19 protein-coding genes are annotated in these 20,166 nt (G+C 66.6%); 8 read left to right on the top strand and 11 right to left on the bottom strand.

What is annotated here, in order from left to right; genetic code table 11:
* The first annotated feature begins 123 nt into the window (after positions 1-123).
* The 3 genes from C566_RS0116775 (at position 124) to C566_RS0116785 (ending at position 3,182) form a co-directional block, all read left to right on the top strand.
* A complete protein-coding gene (locus C566_RS0116775) occupies positions 124-1,206 on the top strand; it encodes a LacI family DNA-binding transcriptional regulator (protein WP_018775515.1) in 1,083 nt (360 codons plus the stop codon).
* Between the two features lie 206 nt (positions 1,207-1,412).
* A complete protein-coding gene (locus tag C566_RS0116780) occupies positions 1,413-2,708 on the top strand; it encodes a cation:proton antiporter domain-containing protein (protein ID WP_018775516.1) in 1,296 nt (431 codons plus the stop codon).
* 294 nt (positions 2,709-3,002) lie between these two features.
* Positions 3,003-3,182, top strand: a complete 180-nt coding sequence (locus C566_RS0116785; protein WP_018775517.1) for a hypothetical protein — start codon at positions 3,003-3,005, stop codon at positions 3,180-3,182.
* Between the two features lie 83 nt (positions 3,183-3,265).
* Here the strand turns inward: C566_RS0116785 and C566_RS21700 are convergent, their stop codons facing one another.
* A complete protein-coding gene (locus C566_RS21700) occupies positions 3,266-4,237 on the bottom strand; it encodes a sensor domain-containing protein (RefSeq protein WP_018775518.1) in 972 nt (323 codons plus the stop codon).
* Positions 4,234-5,013: an alpha/beta fold hydrolase gene (locus C566_RS0116795; RefSeq protein WP_018775519.1), complete on the bottom strand. Its 780-nt coding sequence runs from the start codon at positions 5,011-5,013 to the stop codon at positions 4,234-4,236. The genes C566_RS21700 and C566_RS0116795 overlap by 4 nt, the downstream gene beginning before the upstream one ends.
* 448 nt (positions 5,014-5,461) lie before the next feature.
* On the opposite strand from C566_RS0116795, the gene C566_RS0116800 reads away from it, so the two are divergent.
* On the top strand, positions 5,462-6,724 hold the full coding sequence (locus C566_RS0116800) for an NYN domain-containing protein (protein ID WP_018775520.1): 1,263 nt from the start codon (positions 5,462-5,464) through the stop codon (positions 6,722-6,724).
* A 367-nt stretch (positions 6,725-7,091) separates the two neighbouring features.
* Here the strand turns inward: C566_RS0116800 and C566_RS0116810 are convergent, their stop codons facing one another.
* From C566_RS0116810 to C566_RS0116825, 4 genes are all read right to left on the bottom strand, one after another.
* On the bottom strand, positions 7,092-7,376 hold the full coding sequence (locus C566_RS0116810; protein WP_018775521.1) for a hypothetical protein: 285 nt from the start codon (positions 7,374-7,376) through the stop codon (positions 7,092-7,094).
* Between the two features lie 62 nt (positions 7,377-7,438).
* Positions 7,439-7,921, bottom strand: coding sequence for a hypothetical protein (locus C566_RS0116815; protein ID WP_155846922.1), 483 nt, complete (start codon positions 7,919-7,921; stop codon positions 7,439-7,441).
* 198 nt (positions 7,922-8,119) lie between these two features.
* Complete coding sequence (locus tag C566_RS0116820) at positions 8,120-8,926, bottom strand: GOLPH3/VPS74 family protein (protein ID WP_018775523.1); 807 nt, start codon at positions 8,924-8,926, stop codon at positions 8,120-8,122.
* Positions 8,927-9,164: 238 nt separating this feature from the next.
* On the bottom strand, positions 9,165-10,016 hold the full coding sequence (locus tag C566_RS0116825) for a phosphatidylinositol-specific phospholipase C/glycerophosphodiester phosphodiesterase family protein (protein ID WP_026266785.1): 852 nt from the start codon (positions 10,014-10,016) through the stop codon (positions 9,165-9,167).
* A 322-nt stretch (positions 10,017-10,338) separates the two neighbouring features.
* Between C566_RS0116825 and C566_RS0116830 the strand changes: the two genes are divergently transcribed.
* Both C566_RS0116830 and C566_RS0116835 read left to right on the top strand, forming a co-directional pair.
* Positions 10,339-11,490, top strand: coding sequence for an NAD(P)/FAD-dependent oxidoreductase (locus C566_RS0116830; protein WP_026266786.1), 1,152 nt, complete (start codon positions 10,339-10,341; stop codon positions 11,488-11,490).
* A 4-nt stretch (positions 11,491-11,494) separates the two neighbouring features.
* Positions 11,495-12,436, top strand: coding sequence for an RNA polymerase sigma-70 factor (locus C566_RS0116835; RefSeq protein WP_018775526.1), 942 nt, complete (start codon positions 11,495-11,497; stop codon positions 12,434-12,436).
* Here C566_RS0116835 and C566_RS0116840 read toward each other — a convergent pair.
* The 3 genes from C566_RS0116840 to C566_RS0116850 form a co-directional block, all read right to left on the bottom strand.
* Positions 12,423-13,901 (bottom strand): HNH endonuclease signature motif containing protein, encoded by a 1,479-nt coding sequence (locus tag C566_RS0116840; RefSeq protein ID WP_026266787.1) that lies wholly within the window; start codon positions 13,899-13,901, stop codon positions 12,423-12,425. The two genes, C566_RS0116835 and C566_RS0116840, sit on opposite strands and share 14 nt — an antisense overlap.
* A 55-nt stretch (positions 13,902-13,956) precedes the next feature.
* On the bottom strand, positions 13,957-14,859 hold the full coding sequence (locus C566_RS0116845; protein WP_018775528.1) for an aminoglycoside phosphotransferase family protein: 903 nt from the start codon (positions 14,857-14,859) through the stop codon (positions 13,957-13,959).
* A 239-nt stretch (positions 14,860-15,098) separates the two neighbouring features.
* Entirely contained in the window at positions 15,099-15,878 is a 780-nt protein-coding gene (locus tag C566_RS0116850) for an SDR family NAD(P)-dependent oxidoreductase (protein ID WP_026266788.1), read from the bottom strand.
* 83 nt (positions 15,879-15,961) lie between these two features.
* On the opposite strand from C566_RS0116850, the gene C566_RS0116855 reads away from it, so the two are divergent.
* Together C566_RS0116855 and C566_RS0116860 are read left to right on the top strand one after the other, a co-directional pair.
* A complete protein-coding gene (locus C566_RS0116855) occupies positions 15,962-16,579 on the top strand; it encodes a TetR family transcriptional regulator (protein ID WP_018775530.1) in 618 nt (205 codons plus the stop codon).
* A 102-nt stretch (positions 16,580-16,681) separates the two neighbouring features.
* Positions 16,682-17,350, top strand: a complete 669-nt coding sequence (locus C566_RS0116860) for an alpha/beta fold hydrolase (protein ID WP_043467289.1) — start codon at positions 16,682-16,684, stop codon at positions 17,348-17,350.
* A 16-nt stretch (positions 17,351-17,366) separates the two neighbouring features.
* On the opposite strand, the gene C566_RS21710 is transcribed toward C566_RS0116860, so the two are convergent.
* Both C566_RS21710 and C566_RS0116870 read right to left on the bottom strand, forming a co-directional pair.
* A complete protein-coding gene (locus C566_RS21710; protein WP_231386410.1) occupies positions 17,367-18,653 on the bottom strand; it encodes a cytochrome b/b6 domain-containing protein in 1,287 nt (428 codons plus the stop codon).
* Between the two features lie 518 nt (positions 18,654-19,171).
* Complete coding sequence (locus tag C566_RS0116870; RefSeq protein ID WP_018775533.1) at positions 19,172-20,155, bottom strand: electron transfer flavoprotein subunit alpha/FixB family protein; 984 nt, start codon at positions 20,153-20,155, stop codon at positions 19,172-19,174.
* Positions 20,156-20,166: the final 11 nt, after the last annotated feature.

The following is a 20,166-nucleotide window of genomic DNA, read 5'->3' on the forward strand; positions in this document are numbered from 1 at the left end:
TTGTCGATGGGAGTCTTGCTGAGTCCGGTCTCAGTCCCTAAGATTGAGACCGGACTCACATCGATTGCTAGAAATGTAATCGAAGCCACATCAGGCGTCAAGGGTCCGCTACGAAAGGCCGTAATGAATAGTGATGCTTCCCGGCGCCGCGATGTCACTGTCGCCGACGTCGCAAAAGCCGCCCAGGTTTCCAAGGCCCAGGCCGCCCGCGCCCTGGGCAACTACGGGGCCGTGAGCGACGAAGTGCGCGAGCGGGTGCTGGCTGCCGCCGAAGAACTGGAGTACCGGCCCAACGAGCTCGCCCGCAGCATGAACACCGGGAAATCGCACACGATCGGGGTCGTGGTCGGCGACATCGAAAACCCCCATTTCGGCCTGGCTACACGGGGCATTACGGATACCGCCAAGCGGAGTGGATTCAATGTCATCCTGATCAACACGGACGAGGATACCGACGCGGAAATCGACGCCGTCAGAGTGCTCCTCGACAAGCGCGTTGACGGCCTGATCGTGGCACCCGCGTCCTCCGTGGAAACGCAACATTTACGGCGCGTTCACGAATCCGGCCGTCCGCTGGTGCTTTTGGACCGCAAGGCGCCAGGGCTCGACGTCGACACCGTGGCGGTGGACATGGAGGACATCTCCCATGAATCCACCAGCTATTTGCTCAAGTCCGGCCACCGGAGGATCGCCTTCATCTCCACACTGAAAACAGCCGGGCCATACCACGACGGCATGCAATTGGACTCGTCCCAGATCTCGGACCGGCGCGACGGAATGAAACGCGCGTTCGAGGAGGCGGGGCTGGACCTGCCCGTCGATCTGATCCGCCTCAACGCCGGCGACGACGAGTCCATCAAGAAGATCACCCGCGAACTCGTGCAGCGCCCTGACCCGGCGACGGCGATCATCGCCTCCGACGGCCTGATCGGCCTCAGCGTCGTGGAAGCGATCCACGAGCTCGGCCTCTCCATTCCGGATGACGTCTCCTTCCTCATGTATGACGACTTCGCCTGGACGCGCCTGACCACACCCCCGCTCACGGTCATCGCCCAGCCTGTCTATGACATGGGCGTTGCGGCCGCGTCAGCCCTGATCCGGCAGATCGAAGGCCGCAAGGCACCGGCGGCCGCACCGACATTCACGGCCGCCCTGATCCGCCGCGGCTCGGTCGCGGCCCCGCGGGCGGCCCGCGAGCACACCTGATCCACCTGCGTGCGGCATTGGGCGCCTCGACCCAAAGGACAGGGCTTAGTTCTCTGGCGCGGTGCCGGGCCGGCGGATTCACTGAACTGCAGGGGAACGTTTAGTGCCACCGGCGGAGGGAGTGTGATCCCTGTGGACGGACCGATCCGGCTGCTGGCATCGGGCCGCCCTACCGCGGGGCCTTCGGACGCGGGCGCAGGTCCGTCATGGAGCTGACGGTCGTCGTCCTCATCACCGCAGCACTGTTCGCATGGGCGCTGGTGTCGGTGAGGCTGCAGCAGGCGGACTTGACCGCCCCTATTGTGTTCACCGCCCTCGGCGCGGCCCTGGCCTGGTCCGGGCTGGTCGATGCCTCCTCGGCGCCCACCCTGATCACCCCGGTCGTCGAGGTCACCCTGGTCTGGGTGCTCTTCACGGACGCTGCCCGCCTGCCGCTGCAGGAATTGCGCCGGGACGTGGGCCGCTATGTGCGGCTGCTGGGAGTCGGCCTGCCCCTGACGATTGTGTTCGGATGGGCCCTGGCCGCCTGGTTTTTCCCCCAGTTCGGGCTGTGGCTGGCCCTGCTCGTCGGCGCCGCACTTGCCCCTACCGACGCCGCACTCGGGATCCCCGTGGTGACGAATCCGGCGGTGCCGTCGCGGATCCGCCAGCTGATCACCGTCGAGAGTGGCCTCAACGACGGCATCGCCACCCCCGTTGTCATGGTGGCGATCGCCGGCGCGGCCGCCGCAGCAGGCCTTGAGAGCGCCGCCGGTCCCGGCAGCGCCGCCGTTGAACTGCTCATCGGCGCCGGGGCCGGCGCAGGGGCAGGCGCCTTGGGCGGGTGGCTGCTGCAGCTGGCCCGCCGGCGCGGGACCGGGGCCGAGGACTTCGCCGGCATCGGAGTCCTTGCCCTGAGCCTGCTCTCGTACAGCGCCGCACTCGCGGTGGGCGGCAACGGCTTCGTCGCCGCGTTCTGCGCCGGGCTGGCGTTCGGAACGTGCGCCGGTCAGCGGGCGCCGGCCGAGCTGGTCTTCGTCGAGCAGATGGGGGGCCTGGTGTCGCTACTCGTGTGGCTGGCCTTCGGAGCCATCACCGTTCCGATTATGCTGGCGAGCTCCGTCCCCCTGACCATCGCCTATGCCGTGCTCAGCCTTACGGTGGTGCGGATGCTGCCGGTGGCGCTGGCCTCGATCGGCGCCGGCCTCGACCGGAAAACCGTCTTGTTCGTGGGGTGGTTCGGTCCGCGGGGCCTGGCTTCGCTCGTGTTCGCGCTGCTGGCGCTGGAAGCGCTCGGATCAGTGTCCGATCAGGCCGTGGCCGTCATTACCGCCACCGTGCTGCTCAGCGTCCTGGCCCACGGCCTCAGCGCCGCGCCGTTGGCCGCCCGTTACGGACGGGCCGCTGCCGCCGCGGGACCGGAACCCGGCGGCCCGGTGCCGGTAACCCCCGCCCCCGCCCGGGGGCTGAGCCGCAAGCACATGCCCGCTCCGCCGATGCGGCGGAAGCCAGGGCGGCTGTGATGAGTCTCACGCGCAATTTTCGCCATCTGGCTTGAGCCGCCCGCGCGGCGCTGTGCACTATGGAAAGGCAAGGCAGGGACTGCGACGTTCCTGCCGGTGCAGCCTGACGATTTCTTGCGACGTTCCGCGTCCGCAGTAAACGCCGGGCACCCATCCTGGTGGACGCAATGAGGCCAAACCGGTGAGCTCGCAGAGCTGCCCACGGTCTCAGGCGTTCCTGGTTTGGCCCCCACGGCGGCTCCGCATCGGTGCGGCAGCCGGACATCCGGATTCAAGAAATGGAAGCACTGAACAATGACGTTTGAAACTGCCAACTCTGTAACCCACAAGCTCTGGGACCGCTCCACCATGCACCACGAACTGGACGCGCTGGTCCACGAGCTCTCCGAGCGCCACAACACCGCCAAGAGCAACATCGCGGTCCACGCCAGCGGCCCGAACACCTTCACCCTCAGCCTGAACCACGGCGCCTAAAGCCCGGGTTCCCGGCTAAAAGGCAAAACGACGACGGCGGGAGCCACCTCCCGCCGTCGTCGTTTGGCGTTAAAGCCCGCGGCTCAACCGGCTCCCGAGGCCCCGCGCATTTTCGTCTTGACCCGGTACATGTCCTGATCGGCGGCCAGCAGCAGGGCCTTGGCCAGTTCCTTGTGCGCTGCCGGATCAGCGTCCGCCGGGACTGCCGTTTCCGCCTGGCCAACGGACATGCCCAGCCGGAGCTCGCTCCCCGCGATGGTGACGGCGCCGGCCAGGCAGCTCCGGACGCGCCCGGCAACCGCCTCGAGCTCGGCCGGGTGCTCCAGCCAGGGGATCAGGACAACGAACTCGTCCCCGCTGTAGCGCGTGACGGTGTCCGCGCCGCGTACGGCCTGGGAGAGCATCAGCGCCACGTGTTCCAGGACCTGGTCGCCGGCCGCGTGACCCAGGGTGTCGTTGACCTGTTTGAACTTGTTGACGTCGCAAAAGAGCACGCCGACGCGGTTCCGCTGTTCGCCGGCGCTGGCCAGGGCAGCCAGCAGGTTTTCCTCCAGGTGCCGCCGGTTCGGCAGGCCTGTCAGTGGGTCATGCAGCGCCCGGTGGTGGGCTTCCTGCAGGAGTTTGGCGCGGTCCGTCTCGGCATCCTCGAGTCGCCGGTGCGCACTGGCCAGCTCGCGCTCATACCGCCGCCGCTCGGGGGCCGCGAAAAAGATCATCAAATCCCTCGGTTCCGCCCCATCAACGGTCCGGGTGACGGAGAGCAGGACGGGCCTGCGCTGCCCATCCGGTCCCAACAGTTCGATCGAGAGTTCGGCGAGGTGCCCGTCGCGTTCCAGCTTCGGCCCGGCGTGCGTCCGGTACATCAGCCTGTCACCGACCGGCATGAGGTCCAGGAGGCGGGTGCCGTCGAGGCCGCCTTCGGGGATTCCGGTCCAGGCGCACATGGTGGCGTTCGCGGCCAGGATGGTCCCGTCGGTACCGGCAACGATGTAGCCGGCGGGCGCTTGGTGGAAGAGCTGCCCGTAATCGACGGCCGTGGTGCTTGTCCGGGTCATGCCGGCTTCAAAAATTCGAGGATGGCGGCGGATGTTTCCTCCGGCGCGCTGCTTTGCGGGAAGTGGCCTGTGGCCGCAAGCCGGACCAGGGTGCTGTTGGGGAGCGCCTTGTGCAGGTACGTTCCCACGTGGTCCGGTGTGACGACGTCGTCGGTGCTTTGCAGGACTAGCACCGGGATGGTGACCTCGCCGAGCAGGTGCCGGACATCGGAAAGGAACGCCACCCGGGCAAAGTCACGGGCAACCCGGGGGCTGATCCGCCCGAAGCTGCCTTGGATCTCGTGCTCCAGTTCGGGAGCATGCGGTGTATTCATGTAGACCGGGGCCATCGACTCGGCCCAGACCACATAGTTGGCATCCAGAGATTCGAAGACGTCGTCAATGTCCTGCCGGGTGAACCCACCCACGTAGCCGTCCTCGGGGTGGTCAAGGTAGCTCGGCGACGCCGTGACCAGCACGAGCCGGCCGAACCGGCGCCCTGTGTCCCGGGCGGCCGCGCTGATGGCCATCATGGACCCGACGCTGTGGCCGATGAGGGTCACGTCCTGCAGGTCGAGTTCGCCGCAGAGTTCCATCAGGTCATCGACGTAGGCATCAAGGGTGGAGTAGGTGGCCGAATCGTAGGCGGACTGGTCGGAGCCGCCGGAGCCCACGTGGTCCAGCAGAACCACCCGGTAGCGGTCGGTGAACCGGGGCAGAACCTTGCCCCACATGCCCTGGTCGGTGCCGAACCCGTGGGCAAACACCAGGACAGGGCCGCCTTCTGGCCCGTGCACCTGAACGTTGTTTCTCGCTGCCGCACCAGACGCCATCGGCCAACCTGCTCTTCCAATTCACACACATGGACCCGCCGATCGAGACCGACGGCGGCACTATTGGTCCGGGCCCCGGGCCCAGACAAATCCGTCCGGCGCTTGCAGGCGCCGCCCCACGAAAAGTCCCTCATTACAGGGATGTATTTCGACAACGTGGATCCATCTTAGTCCGGTGGACCATGGGCTCCGGACAGGCGTCCCTGCAGGTCATGCGGGGTTTTGGCGCGGATGCTTACAGTCGAAGACTGGCCGTAGCAAGCTGTTCCGGCGCTCCCGGCCGCTACCGGCCGATTCCGGACAGGCGTACGGAACTCCTGCGCCCGCGAGGAGGCCCGGAACGCGACGGCAAATAAGCAACGAAGGGACGACACATCTGGTACGTCCCCACTCTTGCTGGCACACTGAGCCGATGAGCGATCCCCTCTCCCAGTCCCGGCGGCCTGGCATCCGTGCCGCGATGTTCGTGGACTTCGACAACGTCTATACGGGCCTGATGGCCTTGGACCCGGCGGCCGCGAAGAGATTCGCCGAGGACCCCAAACACTGGACGGAGGCGCTGGCCGACGGCGGCGCCGGCGAAGAGTCTCGGCGTTTCCTGATCCGCAACTGCTATCTCAATCCGGTGATCTACTCCAAGTACCGGCCGTACTGGACGCGCGCGGGCTTCCGCGTGATCGACTGCCCCTCCCTGACCCAGCGGGGCAAGTCCAGCACCGACATCAACCTGGTGCTGGACGCAATGGATGCCCTGTCCGGCGCGGCACATATTGAGGAGTTCTTCGTAGCGTCGGCGGATGCGGACTTCACCTCGCTGGTCCAGCGGTTCCGGGCGGCGGACCGGATGACCACCGTCATCGCTGCCGGTGCCGTGGCGTTCGCGTACCGGGAGATGGCCGACAGCGTGGTGGAGTCCCACGACTTCGTGGCAATCCTCAACGGGACCGCGGCCGAGTCCATCCACGCGGTGGCATCTGTCCAGACGCCGCGGGCAGAAGGGGCAGTGAAGGCGAAGTCCACGGCGACGACACTTTCCGGCGCCGCCAAAGAGGTCCGCGACTTTGTCCGGACTGCCCCGGGTCCGGTGGTCGGGGCCATGGTGGCTCACCGGGCACTCGCGGCCGATCCCTCCCTGAAGACGGACTGGGGCGGCTGCGGCAAGTTCGGGACGTGGGTGGCCCAGATCGGCCACGGTGTCGAATACTCAGCTGCGCGGGGCGGCTGGGTCTGGGATGCGAAGAGGTTCTCCGACGACGATTTGCCCGCCGGAGGTGAGATCGAGCCGGGCATCGCGGAACGGGTCGCCCGGGTCACCGACGTGCCCGCGCTCTCCGCGGCCCAGTTCCGTCAACTGATCGAGGCCATGGCCGCCAGGCTCCGGGAGCAGCCGGTCAATCGAAGCGAGCTGTCCCGCCTTGTCCGGGACGACTGTGTTGCGGCCGGGCAGCCGGTGTCCCGCTCGGCCGTCAACTTCGTGATCCAGGGCGTGGTGTACGCCGGCGGCTCCCTCGCAGAGGAGATGTCAGCGGCAGAACTCGCCGCCGCGTGGACCAGGAACGTGGAAGAGCTGTGCCGGCTGGCCCTGATGGAGTTCGACGACGCCGAAAAGCTCGCGCTCAGGCGCTGGGCCGGAGGCGGGCTGCTGGAGGCCGGCGCCGGCGGCTCCCGGGCGTAGCGATACTCGCGAGTTCGAGGCCCAAGGATCGGCTGCGCACCCCCCAGCGTCGGCACGGTGCCCGCGCCGGGAGGATGGAACCGCATTCACCTCATCGTGGGCGATATCGCGGCCGAAGTGAAGCGGCTGCGCGGCGCGGGCGTTACGTTCCGGAACGACATTGTCACCGGCCCGGGGACAGCAGATCCTGCTGGAGGATCCGTCCGGGAACGTGGTCGAGTTGTTCCAGCCCGCCGGCGAATAGCGGCTGTTTCACACAAAACGGACGACGGCGGGACCTGCCGCCGTCGGACGCTCCCGCGCCGCGGAACCCCCAGCACATAACCCTGCGGCCCACCCTCCCCTGAACGAGTCGACGGTCTTGGGGCTAACCCATTGGGGGAAGGGCGCCGTAGGTATTTGGCAGCGCATGAGGATTGACGGGCCTGTCCTCGTCGGACGCGGACGGCTCCCTGGTGTCGTAGGTGCGGGCCGTTCGCAGGTTCCGGGATCGTTTGTGCAGCCCTACCGCGACAAGCCCAAGACCAACTGTCAGAAGGCAGACTCCCAGGACGAACAGCGTCACCGCACCTTGCCCTGCGATGCCCGAGAACACCTCGAACAGCGGCATCGGCAGGACGAAGACCGTGGCCGCCAGGAATATCAAGCCCACTGCAATTTGCCATGTCCCCTTGGACTGCACGCTTCCCCCTCCGCCTATGCCGCCCGGGTCCCTCAAGTCTGGTCCTCCGTAGAGGTGGCGCGCAGGTCGGGGTCCACGCCGCTGGTACGCTGCGCATCCGCGGACCGCACCGGCTCGTTATCCGCACGCCGAAAAGCGAGCCACACCGCGACTCCCGCGGTCACCGCGACGGCCGCCACTCCGGCAATCACCCAGGCCTTCCCGGACGCCGTCCGCCGCGACTTAGCCCGGGCGGGTGCCGTGACAACCTTCGGTGCAACCCGATGCAGGCCCTCTTGAACACGGGGAGCCAGAGTTTCCACTCCACCGGCGAGCTCGTCAGCGAGCCGCCGTAGTCCGGTCTGGATCCTCGGAGACGCGGATTCAATCCCGGCATCGAGCCCGGCCACCGCTCTTTTCAATGCCGCCTCGACCCCGGGAGTGGCCCACTCCCTCCCCTCGGTGAGCTGAGAGATGAGATTCTCTGAAAGATGGCGGATCTGGTCGGCCTGGTTCTTGGGTGTTGCCGTGCGCATGAATGCCTCCTCGATGGGGTGGATGCCCATAGCCTACGGCGGTCGTCACCGTAGGAACAGGACCTCCCGGCGGTAGTCAATACGAACGCCGGGGTTCCTCGATGCGCTCCCTTCCTACGGGAAACCTGCCTACAGGTCGGTATTTGGGAGACACAGTTGGCCATGATGTTGTTCCCGCACCTAGCGATTCAGGCATCCTCATATGCCTGGTTCTTCTTCCTCTGCCAGTCTGATCATGCGGAGTTCGACCTCCACCGCGCGGGAAGGCCAATAGTCTTTCGCCAGCTCACTAGCCCGGATTTTGTCTGCTGCCGGTATGAGCTTGCCGAGCAGTCCGGCCGCCTGAAGCAGGGCGATCAGCGCTGTGGTTCTGGCGTCGGGTGCCGTGGCGTCAGGCGTCCCGGGAGCGGGCGTCCCGGCATCAGGTGCCGTGGCGTCAGGCGTCCCGGGAGCGGACGTCCCGGTATCAGGTGCCGTGGCATCAGGCGTCGCGGGAGCGGGCGTCCCGGCATCAGGTGCCTTGGCATCAGGCGTCCCGGGAGCGGGCGGCGCACCACCGAGTGCGGCCTGGATCTTTGTCAGGAGCGCCGCCTCCGGAGCGTGGTCCTTCTCCGGGTACCGCACGGTCCGGAACAGACCCAGGTGTTTTTCGCCGACATGTTCCACGATGCCCAGTGCCGCCATCCCCTCGTAGACACGCTGCATTTCGGCGCGGCCCTCCAGCATGGAGACCCACCGTTTGGGAGTGTGGGGCCGAGATTTGCCGCGGATGAGCTCCAGCTCGCGCTGGAAGTCCGTTTCCGGGGCAGTGCCGGTAGCCCTGACGAGCTTCCCCTGCAGCTCGATTGCACCGATCAGGTCCAGCTCGGCCAGTATTGCCCCCGCCAAGGTGGTCCTGAGTGCGTACATCGGCACAACAGGTTTGCCGTCTTTGTCGTTCGTTGCCAGAAGGAGGAAGGCCTGGGGAAGGTTCAGCTCCGCCGCCTTCGGTGTTTCAGCGTTCATACGGACATCGTGGCGTAGTCGGCCAGCCGCCACAATGAGGATTTACAAGCGTCGGCGTTTACATTGCCCTGCCGCTGGCCACCCGCTTCCAAATGTTTGCGGCCACAGTGAGCGGACGACGGCGGGACTTCCCGCCGTCGTCCGCTTGCGGCTGCCGGGGGCAGCGGCGGCTACCGGCAGGATCGGGTTCGGCCGCTGCTACATTCCGGGATTCTGCTCGGCTTCGTGGATCTTGGTCTTATGGCTGCTGGGCTTTGAGGAACGATTCCAGTGCTGCAAGGTCGTCGGTGTTGATGTGGTCAACACCTGCCCGGTGAAGCTCGGTCCAAAGGGCTTCGCGTGCCTCGCCCGGCTGGTCCGGAGTCGCCCAGAATCGGACCCGATATCCCTTGGCATGTGCGTCCGCGACGTACGCGTGGAGTTTGACGCGTTCCGCCTCGGGCATCGGGCCAACACCCTGCCACGTAAACAGCTTTGTCCAGTTATCACTGATCAGCGGCATGAGCGCTGAAGGCATCCCGGAGGCAAGGTCGGCTGAGCGCCCGTCGAAAAACCCATAGCGTTTGTCTTCCGCCTGCATGGTGGTCAGCGGCCTATTGCCGCTGATCACGGCGGTCACCGGGCCGGGGCTGACTTTACCCTTGCTGTAAAGGGTCATGAGGGCCGGGTGCTTGCGCAGCTCCTGCTCAATGGCAGCGTAGGTGCTCTCGCCGTCGCTCTTGATGTCTATCAGCAACTGCAAGCTGCCGTCCCAGCCCGGATAGACGCTGTGACCTTCCTGCTGGACTAGTTTGTCCAACGGATCCAGGTACAGGCTCGCCAGGGTCTTTCCCGACTGTGCGTTCTCCCGGTCGTGAGCGACCAATAGTTCGCCGTCAACCAGCCAAACGTCCGCCTCGACGCTGGTGAACCCATGCTCCAAGGCGTCAAAGAGCGGGCGGCCGTGCTCGTAGTCGTTGTGCGCATGGGCCTCCAACAGCGGCTGGCCCAGCACAGCATCCCGGGAGGAGGTGGCGGCAGAGGAGGGGACGGCGATTCCGGTCAGGGATGTGAGGGCCACCATCGCGGCGACAGCACTTTTGATAAGCACGGGGTTCTCCTTGGTGCGGTTCAGGGGGCATAGTTCAGCTCGACCGATCGGGCGCGCCGATGCCTCAAACAGGCTCTCCGATCCGCACTAACAGGGTCGGGCCACGCGATGGAGGGCCGGTAAACAGCAGTGAACGGCCACGCTGAGCCGTGGACGCGTCAGGAGCACATCCGTGGCGAACTGGAACTCGAACTGGTGGTCGCAGCGGTGCGTGACGAGTGTCATGCGCACTTCTTGGGTGTGTCACAATTCGGGCCTCTGCGGTGTCCTATGTTCAAACGTTCGTTCAGCGATAGGAGTCACCGTGTCAATACGTTGTCGTGTGGTTATTATCGGCGCCGGGTATGCCGGAGTCATGGCCGCGAACCGGCTCGCCGGAAGTCCGCGACTGTCTGACTCCATCAGCGTTACCGTCATCAACCCGATTTCCGATTTCGTGGAAAGGATTCGCCTTCACGAGGTCGCGGCAGGAAGTCGGCAATCAGCCCGGGTGCCTATGCGGTCGCTGCTGCATGAGCGTGCGGACCTCGTCGAAGGCACTGCGTCCCGCATCGACCCTGAAAACCACTACGTGCACATATCAGGCGGCCGCGAACCGCTCGACTACGATGTACTGCTGTACGCCGTGGGCAGTATCCAGGCCTCGGGCAAGATTCCGGCGGGCGCTTACGCTCTGAAAGATCCCGGGGACGCAAACCGCTTACGGGCCCGGCTTTCGCAACTGGATCCAGGCTCAACCGTCAGCATCATCGGAGCTGGCCTGACCGGCATCGAGGTTACAGCCGAAATCGCGGAAAAGTATCAGCGGCTACAGGTACAGCTCATTTCCCGCGGAGCCATTGCCGGCAGCCTCTCCGGCTCCGGCCGACACGCGGTCATGAAACGGCTTTCAGGGCTCGGCGTCGAAATGATAGAGAATACCGATGTGCAAGGGTGCGACGATTCCTCGGTCATAACGTCGGGTGGTGACACCCTGCGGTCTGACTGCACGATCTGGACCGCAGGATTCAGCGCACCGGACCTGGCACGTGACAGCGGACTGCCAACCGATGCCCTCGGGCGGCTCATGGTCGACGAGTCACTCTCGTGCCCGCAGTTCCCCGACATCTTCGGTGCGGGCGATGCCATACAAGCCCCCCAAAGCGTCGCCGGTCACCTGCGCATGAGCTGCGCGACGGCCCTGCCGCTTGGTGCTCACGCGGCCGACAGCATCATGGCCCGCCTCGATAAACGAGCTCCGGCCCCGCTTTCAGTCGGATACATGCTCAGGTGCATCAGCCTGGGACGCAAGTCCGGACTCGTTCAGACCGTGCGCGCCGACGACCAGCCGCGCCGGTTCGTCCTTCGGGGTCGTCTCGCGGCAACGGTGAAAGCGCAGATGTGCCAAATGACGCTTTCCTGGATCAGAGGCGAGCTTCGTCGGAGCGGTTCGTTCAGCTGGCCCAAGGGGCCCCGGCCGGCAGAAGCCAGGTAAGGCTGTGGGAACAGCAGGAGTTTTCGAGGAACACCGTTCACTGCTTTTCACCATTGCCTACGAAATCACGGGAACAGTTACGGATGCCGAGGACGTCGTTCAGGAGAGCTTTCTGAGATGGTCCGGTGTCGATACAGAAGCTGTCCAAAATCCGCGAGCCTACCTGGCCAAGACCGTGACGCGTCAAGCGTTGAACTCGCTGAGGGCAGCTCAACGCCGCCGGGAAGACTACATTGGTCCGTGGCTCCCGGAGCCTGTGGTCACGGCCCCGGATGTCGCGGAGAATGCTGTCCTGAGTGAATCACTGTCATTTGCGATGCTCGTGGTGCTTGAGACCCTGTCCCCCGATGAGCGGGCAGTTTTCGTCCTCCGCGAGGTTTTCGATTTCCCATACGAGGAGATCGCCGAAGCCACAGACAAGTCGCCGGCGGCCGTCCGTCAAATAGCAAGCAGGGCAAAGGCGCACGTGCGCGCGCGTCGACCGCGCTTTGAGGTGGATGCACGACAGCAACGAGCAGTCGCTGACCGGTTCCTCACGGCTCTACTCGGGGGCGATATGCAGTCCCTCATGGATGTACTCGCCCCCGGAGCCGTCCTCCTCTCCGATGGAGGCGGAAAAGTCACAGCGGCCCGCAAACCCGTTATTGGCGCGGACAACATCGTGCGCTTCCTCACTGGCATCGCAAAAAACCCGCTCCCTGATCTGCGGGTTGAATCATCATCTTTGAACGGGATGCCGGCCCTCATCATTTACAGCGGAGACAGGGTTGACCTTGTGGCCCTTGTTGAATCAAGCAACGAACAGGTTACGGGCATCTACCTCGTACGTAATCCGGACAAACTCGGCGCGACCACCAAAGCCCGAAGCTTCCGCACCCATTTGCCTCATCGCGCCCCCGTCATTGGCGAGGGGGGAACATGGAGAGTCGATCCTACGCCGCGATGAACAGTGCCCAGTCAGGAAAGGGATCGACCGGTAATGGCGGCTCGGGCTCTCCGGGGCCGACGTCACCGGCAAGTACGTCGGGCCAGTCGGGCGGTTCCAACTCCTGCCCTTCACCCGCGTGGCCGAGGTGCTGCGGCCAGTGTGGTGGTTCCCAGTCTTGTTGTTCGCTGGGATAGGAGCGTCCCGCAGGTGAGATCCAGCCGGGTGGCTGGTCCCGGGTCGCGTCAACCGGCCTCCATGCTGTGGTGTGTCTGAGTCGGTGGTGCCGCCGGCATGGCTGGCCCAGGTTGGTGACGCCGGTGCCGCCTCCCTCGGACCAAGCCAACAGATGATCCGCTTCGTTATCCATGGAATGGTTATTACAGCCCGGAAAAGGGCACCGGCCGTCCCGAAGCCGCAACCATTGGCGCATCGCCTTCGGAACCCGGTAGCTGGTCCGTCCGATTTCCAGCGGCGCTCCGGTGCGCGGATCGGTCAGCACACGCAGGAACGATCCGGCGCCATCCCCCACAAGCCGGCGGGCCATGGACGGCGGAACGGGACCATACCCGTCCAGCGTGGCCGGTTCCGTCACGGCGCCCAATAGAGACAGCACCGGTACGGTCACCAGGACCTGCGCCTTGGGTGACGGAGTTCCTTCCGCCACCCCCGTCAGCAGCCAGTTTGCGGCCACGTCCGCACGGAGCTGGGTCAGGGTCCGGGATTCATTCGGCCCCTGCAGGGCACGGGCCGCTTCCGTGACGCGGGACCATCCAGCCACCGCCACGTCCGCGGTCACATAGGCCGAGAGCCAGGCCATGCCGTCCCGGTCCGGCACATATTCCAGCCGACGGTCCTCCACACCCTTGCGGTGGCGCGTTTCGATGCTTACGGGATGGTGCAGCTCACGCCATCTGCGCGCTTTGGCCCGGAACCTGCCCGGCACGAGCTCCCCCGCCGGGCAGCCACGCGCGGCGAAAGGAGCTTCCGGGTTCAGGAAATGAGCCTCCAAAGCAGCCGCCGCAGCGGGGTCCAGGCCGGACGTTTCATCACACATCACGCGTGCGTGTTGCCATGAAATGCTCCCGGCCTGCAGCGCAGACAGGGTCAGGGGCAACCCGGTGGTCAGGGTGGCTGATTCCGCCAGGAGCGCCGCCGCCGATCGTTCACTCACGGTCAGGACACAAGCCACTTCTGCTGTCGCCGCCATTTCCTGGGCGGTGCGCTCCTGCGGGGAAGCAGCCGGGGCCGCCATGGCCACAGTAGCGCGGGCAAATCCGGCGGCGAAGTGCACTTTCAGCGCGGCAAGCCTGGCTTCCATCCGGCTCACTTCTGCCATGCCGTCCAGGCACGCGTCCGCTCCGTCCCGGAGAAGGTCAGCGCCAGTCGAGTGCACGTTCCCGGCTCCGCGATCGGCACATGCAGCCATTGCAGCGAGGGAGGCCTCCATGGCCTCCAACGTCTCGGCAACTGCTCTGCCTTCCATACCAACACCATAGAAGGAGCCACTGACATTAATAGGAGCACCATTAATGCCGGCGTCAGAGTTTCAGGCTAAGTCCGTCATCCAGGATCTGCCTGATCCCGAACTTTCCTACGGCGAACATCCGCGGATTATCGTCGGAGTTGCTCAGCATGGCGGTGGACAGGATGAGGGCCCAACCGCGCGCCCTCATCCAGGCGTCCCCGTCGACTGCGGAGCCAAAGTCGCCCATGAAGCGGCGGCGAGTGCCGGCGTCGAACATCAGCCACCCCACCGCAAGATCGACAGCCGGGTCCCCTGCCCCGACGTCGCCGAAATCGATGACGCCGGCCAGGGAGCCGTCGTCCGCCAGCAGGATGTTGCCAGGGTGGAGGTCCCCGTGGAGCATCATTGCCGGACCATCCCAGGCTTTGGCGGCACAGGCCTGCGCCCACACTGCTCTCAGCGCTGCCGCCTGCGGGTAGCGTTCGTGGTCCCCGAGCCGTTCCACCAGCACAGCGTCACGGTCTATCAGCGGCACGCCTCGGAACGGATTCACCGGGACGTCAGTTTCGGCGGGCACGTGAAGGGACAGCAGGAAATCGGCCAAGCCTTCAGCCGCCGGTCCGCGGTCTGCCGGGCCGACGTCGGCCGCAGCGGCTCCGGGGACCCACGGCACGATGCTCCACGGCCATGGAAAGTCCGATGTCGGCCTGCCGGCATGGACGGGGACAGGAACAGCAACCGGGGAGCGGCGAGCTATGTCGGGAAGGTAGCGCTGCTCGTGAAGTATCAGCGGCACGGCCTCCGCCCTGCGCGGCAGCCGGACGGCCAGGCTGTCTCCGAGCCGGAAGGTCGCGTTGTCCCAGCCGTTCGCAACCCGCGCTATCGGACAATCGCCGAGGTCGGGCCGCTGGTCCCGGACGAGGCGCTGGACCAGCGCGTTAGTCACTTCCACCGTGGCGGGCGGCATTTCCGCCATTCAGAAACCCCGCCTTCCTTTGTGCCTGCACTGCAGTCCGATCCTCCCCCTTGTCCGAATATAGTTCCACGACAGCGGACGCGGCGCGGAACGAGGTCAGCGTCGACGGGTCCAAAGTGACCGGGCCACCGCCTCCACCCTCGGCCGTCCAGCGTCATCCCGGGTAGAGCAAACGAGCGACCCAAGCGGACGACGGCGGTACATCCCGCCGTCGTCCGGCTGCGTTGAGTGCCGCTCGCCTACAGGGCGGACCAGCCGCCGTCGGAGGCGAGGATGGCGCCGTTGATGTTGGTTCCGTCGTCGCTGAGCAGGAAGGTGATGGACGCGGCGAGCTGCGCGGCCGTGGCGGGCGTCGGGACGGTGGCCTGCATGAGCGGGCCGAGGCGTTCGGCCGCGAGCTGGGATCCCCAGTTGGCCACGATGTTGGTGATGGTGGGGCCGGGGGCCACGGCGTTGAAGCGCAGGCCCTTCGGCCCGTACATCACGGCCGAGTTCTTGGTCAGGCCGACGACGGCGTGCTTGGACGCGGTGTAGGCGGCGCCGGCGGCGGACCCGCGCAGGCCGGCCTCGGAGGCGACGTTGACCACGGAGCCGGTGCCGGCGTCCAGCATCAGCGGCACCACGGCGCGGGTGAGGCGCATGAGGGCGGTGACGTTGATCCGGAAGACGCGATCCCAGGTGTCGTCGTCCACCTCGTGGATCGGGGCGAAGTTGTCCATGATGCCGGCAACGTTCGCCAGGGCGTCGACGCGTCCGCCGGCGGCAGCGACGACGGCGGCCACGGTCTCTTCGGTGGAGATGTCGCCGGCGACGGGGACCAGGTCCAGCCCGGCGTTCTCGGCCACCAGATCATCCAAGCGTTCCTTGCTGATGTCGGCGGCGATGACGCGGCCGCCTTCCTTGGCGATCCGCAGCGCGGTGGCCTGGCCGATGCCGGAGGCCGCGCCGGTGACGATGACGGTCTTACCGGCGAACCGGCCGGTGGTGGTGGCTTCCTGCCATGAAGCTTCGTTGCCCATGATGTCCTTCCAGACGTTGCTGACGGTGATGCGGTCCACCTTATGACACTCTGTGTCATTATGTAAGGGTGAATACTGGTGGGATGCCTTCGGATGCTGTGACCGCCGCCGTCCCGCGCTCCACCGGGCGCCCGGTGACGATTGATCCGGACGCCGTGGCCGCCGTCGCACTGCGGCTGTTCGCTGAGCGCGGCTACGAGCAGACCTCCATGGAAGACATCGCCCGCGAGGCGGGAATCGGGCGCAAGAGCCTGTACCGCTACTTCGCCAGCAAGGCCGAGCTCGTCTGGGGCGGCATGGAACCGGTGGTCGAAGCGTCGGGCCGGGTGCTGGACTCCGCCCGCGCTGCCGGCTTGGCCGACCGCGGCATCCTGGCCCGGCTGCGCGACGCTGCGGTCGCCGGAGTTGCCGTTCTGCCGGATCTCGCGGTCACGCGCGGCCGGCTGCGGCTGATCGCCGAGCACCCCGAACTGGCCAGCCGCAGCTACGAATCGCTGGCGCCCCAGCGCGAGCGGACCAGGGCCTACCTGATGTCCGCGGGCGTCCCCGAGGACGTGGCCGGGTATCTGTGTGCCGCGTTGATCGGCGCGACGTTCGAGGCCTGGACGCAGTGGGCCGCCGGGACGGACCCCGATCCGGTGCCGTATTTGGTAGCGGCAGTGGGGGTATTGCGGGTGCCCGAGTCGATGCGGGCGGGGTAACAATGGGGAGATGAGCTCGGTGTTGAAACGTAGCCGGCCCCACGGCCGCCACCTGCCGGTCCAGAACCGGGGTCCCGACGTCGGCGTTTGGCCGGTGCTGCGGTGAGTACGTTCGTCCTGATCCCCGGAGCGGGCGGCGCGGCCTGGTACTGGAGCCGCGTCGTTCCGTTGCTGCAGGGGGCCGGCCACGAAGCCGTCGCTGTCGATCTGCCCGGCGACGACGAAAGCGCCGGGCTGCCCGAGTACGCGCGCCTGGTTCTTGAGGCCATCGGTGGACGCCACGACGTGGTGCTCGTTGCGCAGTCGCTGGGTGGCTTCACCGCCCCGCTCGTGTGCGAAAAAGCCCCCGTCGCCGGGCTTGTCCTGGTGAATGCGATGATCCCCTTACCGGGCGAGACCCCCGGTGCATGGTGGGACAACACCGGCTGGGCTGCGGCGCAGCAAAGCGCGGCCCAGGCCCACGGGTACAGCACGGAGTTCGACACGGACACCTACTTCCTGCACGACGTTCCGCCGGAAGTCGCCGCGGAAGGCGAACCGCACCAACGCCCCGAAGCAAACGCGGTGTTCGAGTCAGTCTGCACCTTCACGGACTGGCCCAGGATCCCAACCCGCGTCCTGGCCGGACGGGGAGACCGCTTCTTTCCGCTGGACTTCCAACAACGGGTCGCCCGCGAACGCCTCGGCATGGAGCCCGACGTCCTGCCCGGCGGCCATCTCCTCGCCCTGGCAAACCCGGACGGTGTGGCCGATTACCTGCTGCGCCGCTGAACGGGGGAATTCCGGCTTAGCGGCTGCTCACCTGGCCGAACAGCTTCGCGATGGGCGCGAGCACGAGCGGCCGGGCGGCGTACCATCCGGCCGCCGTGATGGCGATTGCGGCCGCGAAGAGCCAGAACCCGACCCAGTTCACCACGTCGGTGCCGCCGAACATGTGGTTCAGGTTGCGCAGCGCACCGGTCGCGAACACGAGGAACACGTGGATGAGGATGAACAGCACAAAAAACAGCATGGTCGGGAAGTGAACCGCGCGCGCAACCTCCAACGGGTAGACCTTGTTCAGCGTTTTCGCGTTCTTCGGCCAGAACTCGCTCATGCGCACACCCGTGATCGCCGCGACCGGGGCCGCGATGAACACCACCACGAAGTACATGATCTGCTGCAGGCTGTTGTAGTTCACCCAACCGGACTCAACGGGCCAGTCCAGTGTCATGTACTGCAGGAGCGCGGAGAGCGCGTTCGGGAACGCCTCCCAACTGCTCGGCACGATCCTCATCCAGCGGCCAGAGGCAAACAGCAGCACCACAAAGATGAGTCCGTTGGCCAGCCACAAAATGTCCAGCGTCTGGTGCAGCCACAGGTTGATGCTGATCTTCTTGCCACCGCGCTTCGGCGTCCAGAACGCCGGCGGCTTCTGCTGCGTGCGCACCTGATAGCCGGAGCGAATGATTAGCACCATCAGGAAGATGTTCAGGAAGTGCGCCCACTGCGCCCACCACGGGAAGCCGGGCTCCACCGTATCGGGCAGGTCATACGCGCCGGGGTATCTCTCGAGGAACTCGGGTACGCCCGGCAGCGTCGTTACACCGCGCGCGGCGAGCACAAGAATCGCTGCGGCGGCCACTCCGCCGACGGCGAAGAGCACGACGAGCTTGATCCACTGGCCCAGGGTACGTGAGCCGTAGAGCCTTGCCTCAGCCTTTGGCTTCACGGGCTTTTCGACGGCGGCGGGCTGCGCCACGGGTGCCGCGACGACTGGCTGTGCCGCGGATGCCGGGGCGGCGACAACGGGCCGCGCCGCGGGTGCCGGGGCGACTGGCTGTGCCGCGGGTGCCGGGGCGACGGGCTGCGCCACCGGTGAAGCGGCGGCGGCCGCGGGTGCGCTCGACGCCGAGGGCTCCGCGCCGACGTCGGCCTTCACCACGCTGGGAGCCGGGGCAGGGGCGGCGTCGGCAACATGTTGGGGACCTGCCTGCACCGCAGGGGCGGCGGCCGCCGGAGCAAGCCCAGCCGGTGGCCAGGGCTCGCCGCCGGGGACACGGGGAAGCCCGCGACGCAGCGAGGTGGTTCCCATAGTGAGTGTGGCGGGTGCGGCTGCCGGAGCAGCTGAAGTCACCGCCGCTGCCGGCACCGCTGCTTTCTCAGCAGCATCTGCGGCTGCATCTACGGCAGATGCCGCCGTGGCGCCCGCGGCCGGAGCCCCGGACAGAGCCGCCACTGACACCGGAGCCTCGCCTGCTGGCGGCCAAGGTTCGCCGCCCGGCACGCGCGGCAGGCCGCGGCGCAGCTGCCGCGCCTCCGCAGCGCCTGGGCTCACTGCAGGGACCGGCGCGGACACTGCCGCCGGCGCCGTTTCCTGGACAGCAGCGGGGGCGGACGGCGCGGCGGCCATTGGCCCGATGGCGGACGGCGCGGCGGCCACTGGCTCGGCGGCGGCCGCCGCTGCCCCGGAAACAGACACCGACACATCGACCGCTTCTGCGGCTTCTTCCGTGACTATGCGGGCGGGCGCCTGGCCTGCTGGAGGCCAGGGTTCACCACCTTCGACGCGCGGCAGGCCCCGCCGAATGGACCGAGACAGAGTTGCCATCGCTACTTCTTCCGGGCCTCAAGTGCGCTAATGAGCTGGGGAACAACCTTGAAGACGTCGCCGACCACACCATAGTCCGCGACCTCGAAGATCGGCGCGTCGCCATCCTTGTTGATGGCGACGATCATCTTCGCGGTCTGCATGCCGGCCCGGTGCTGAATCGCGCCAGAAATGCCCAGCGCGACATACAGCTGCGGTGACACGGAAACCCCGGTCTGGCCGACCTGATGCGCTGTGGGGACGAATCCTGCATCCACCGCGGCGCGCGACGCGCCAACGGCAGCACCGAGCGTATCGGCGAGCTGTCCAACGAGTGCGAACTGTTCTTCCGAGCCAAGGCCACGGCCACCGGCGACAACCTTCGCAGCACCACGCAGTTCCGGCCGCGAGGTGGCGGCAGTTGCCTCCTCGAAGGAGTCGATCCGCGCGGCCGGTTTCTCGGAGGGCATCACGGCCAAGGTCTGCGACGCTTGCGGCTGAGCCTCGGCCCGGGCCTCGATGGAGCCCTGGCGGACCGTAATCACCGGCGCCCCAAACGTGGACGATGACGTCACGTTGTAGGCGCCGCCGTAGACGGAGTGGTGTGCCACGACGCCCTCGTCATCACGGGAAACACTGACCGCATCGGCAGAAATCGCCGCACGCGAACGGGCAGCATAACGGCCGGCGAGGTCGCGCCCGTTCAGGGAATGCGAAATCAGGATCGCGTCCGGCTGCACCTGCTCCACGGCGGCGGCAAGCGCGTCAACGCCCGGCACTCCGAGCGCGGAAGGATCCGGAGTCTCCGCGATGAGGGCGTGTGCGGCACCAAGGGCCGCGGCCTCCACGGCGGCGGCGCTCCCGGCGCCGGGTGAGGCAAGTACCAATGCAACCGGGGTGCCAACGGCAGCGGCGGCACCGAAGAGCCCGGCCGCGGCCTGCTCGAGTTCACCGGATGCCCGGGTTTCGACGACGACGAGGATTGCGTCACGAGGGAATTCAGTCATGTCGTTGATCC

The organism is Arthrobacter sp. 131MFCol6.1, assembly GCF_000374925.1.
Taxonomy (GTDB): Bacteria; Actinomycetota; Actinomycetes; order Actinomycetales; family Micrococcaceae; genus Arthrobacter.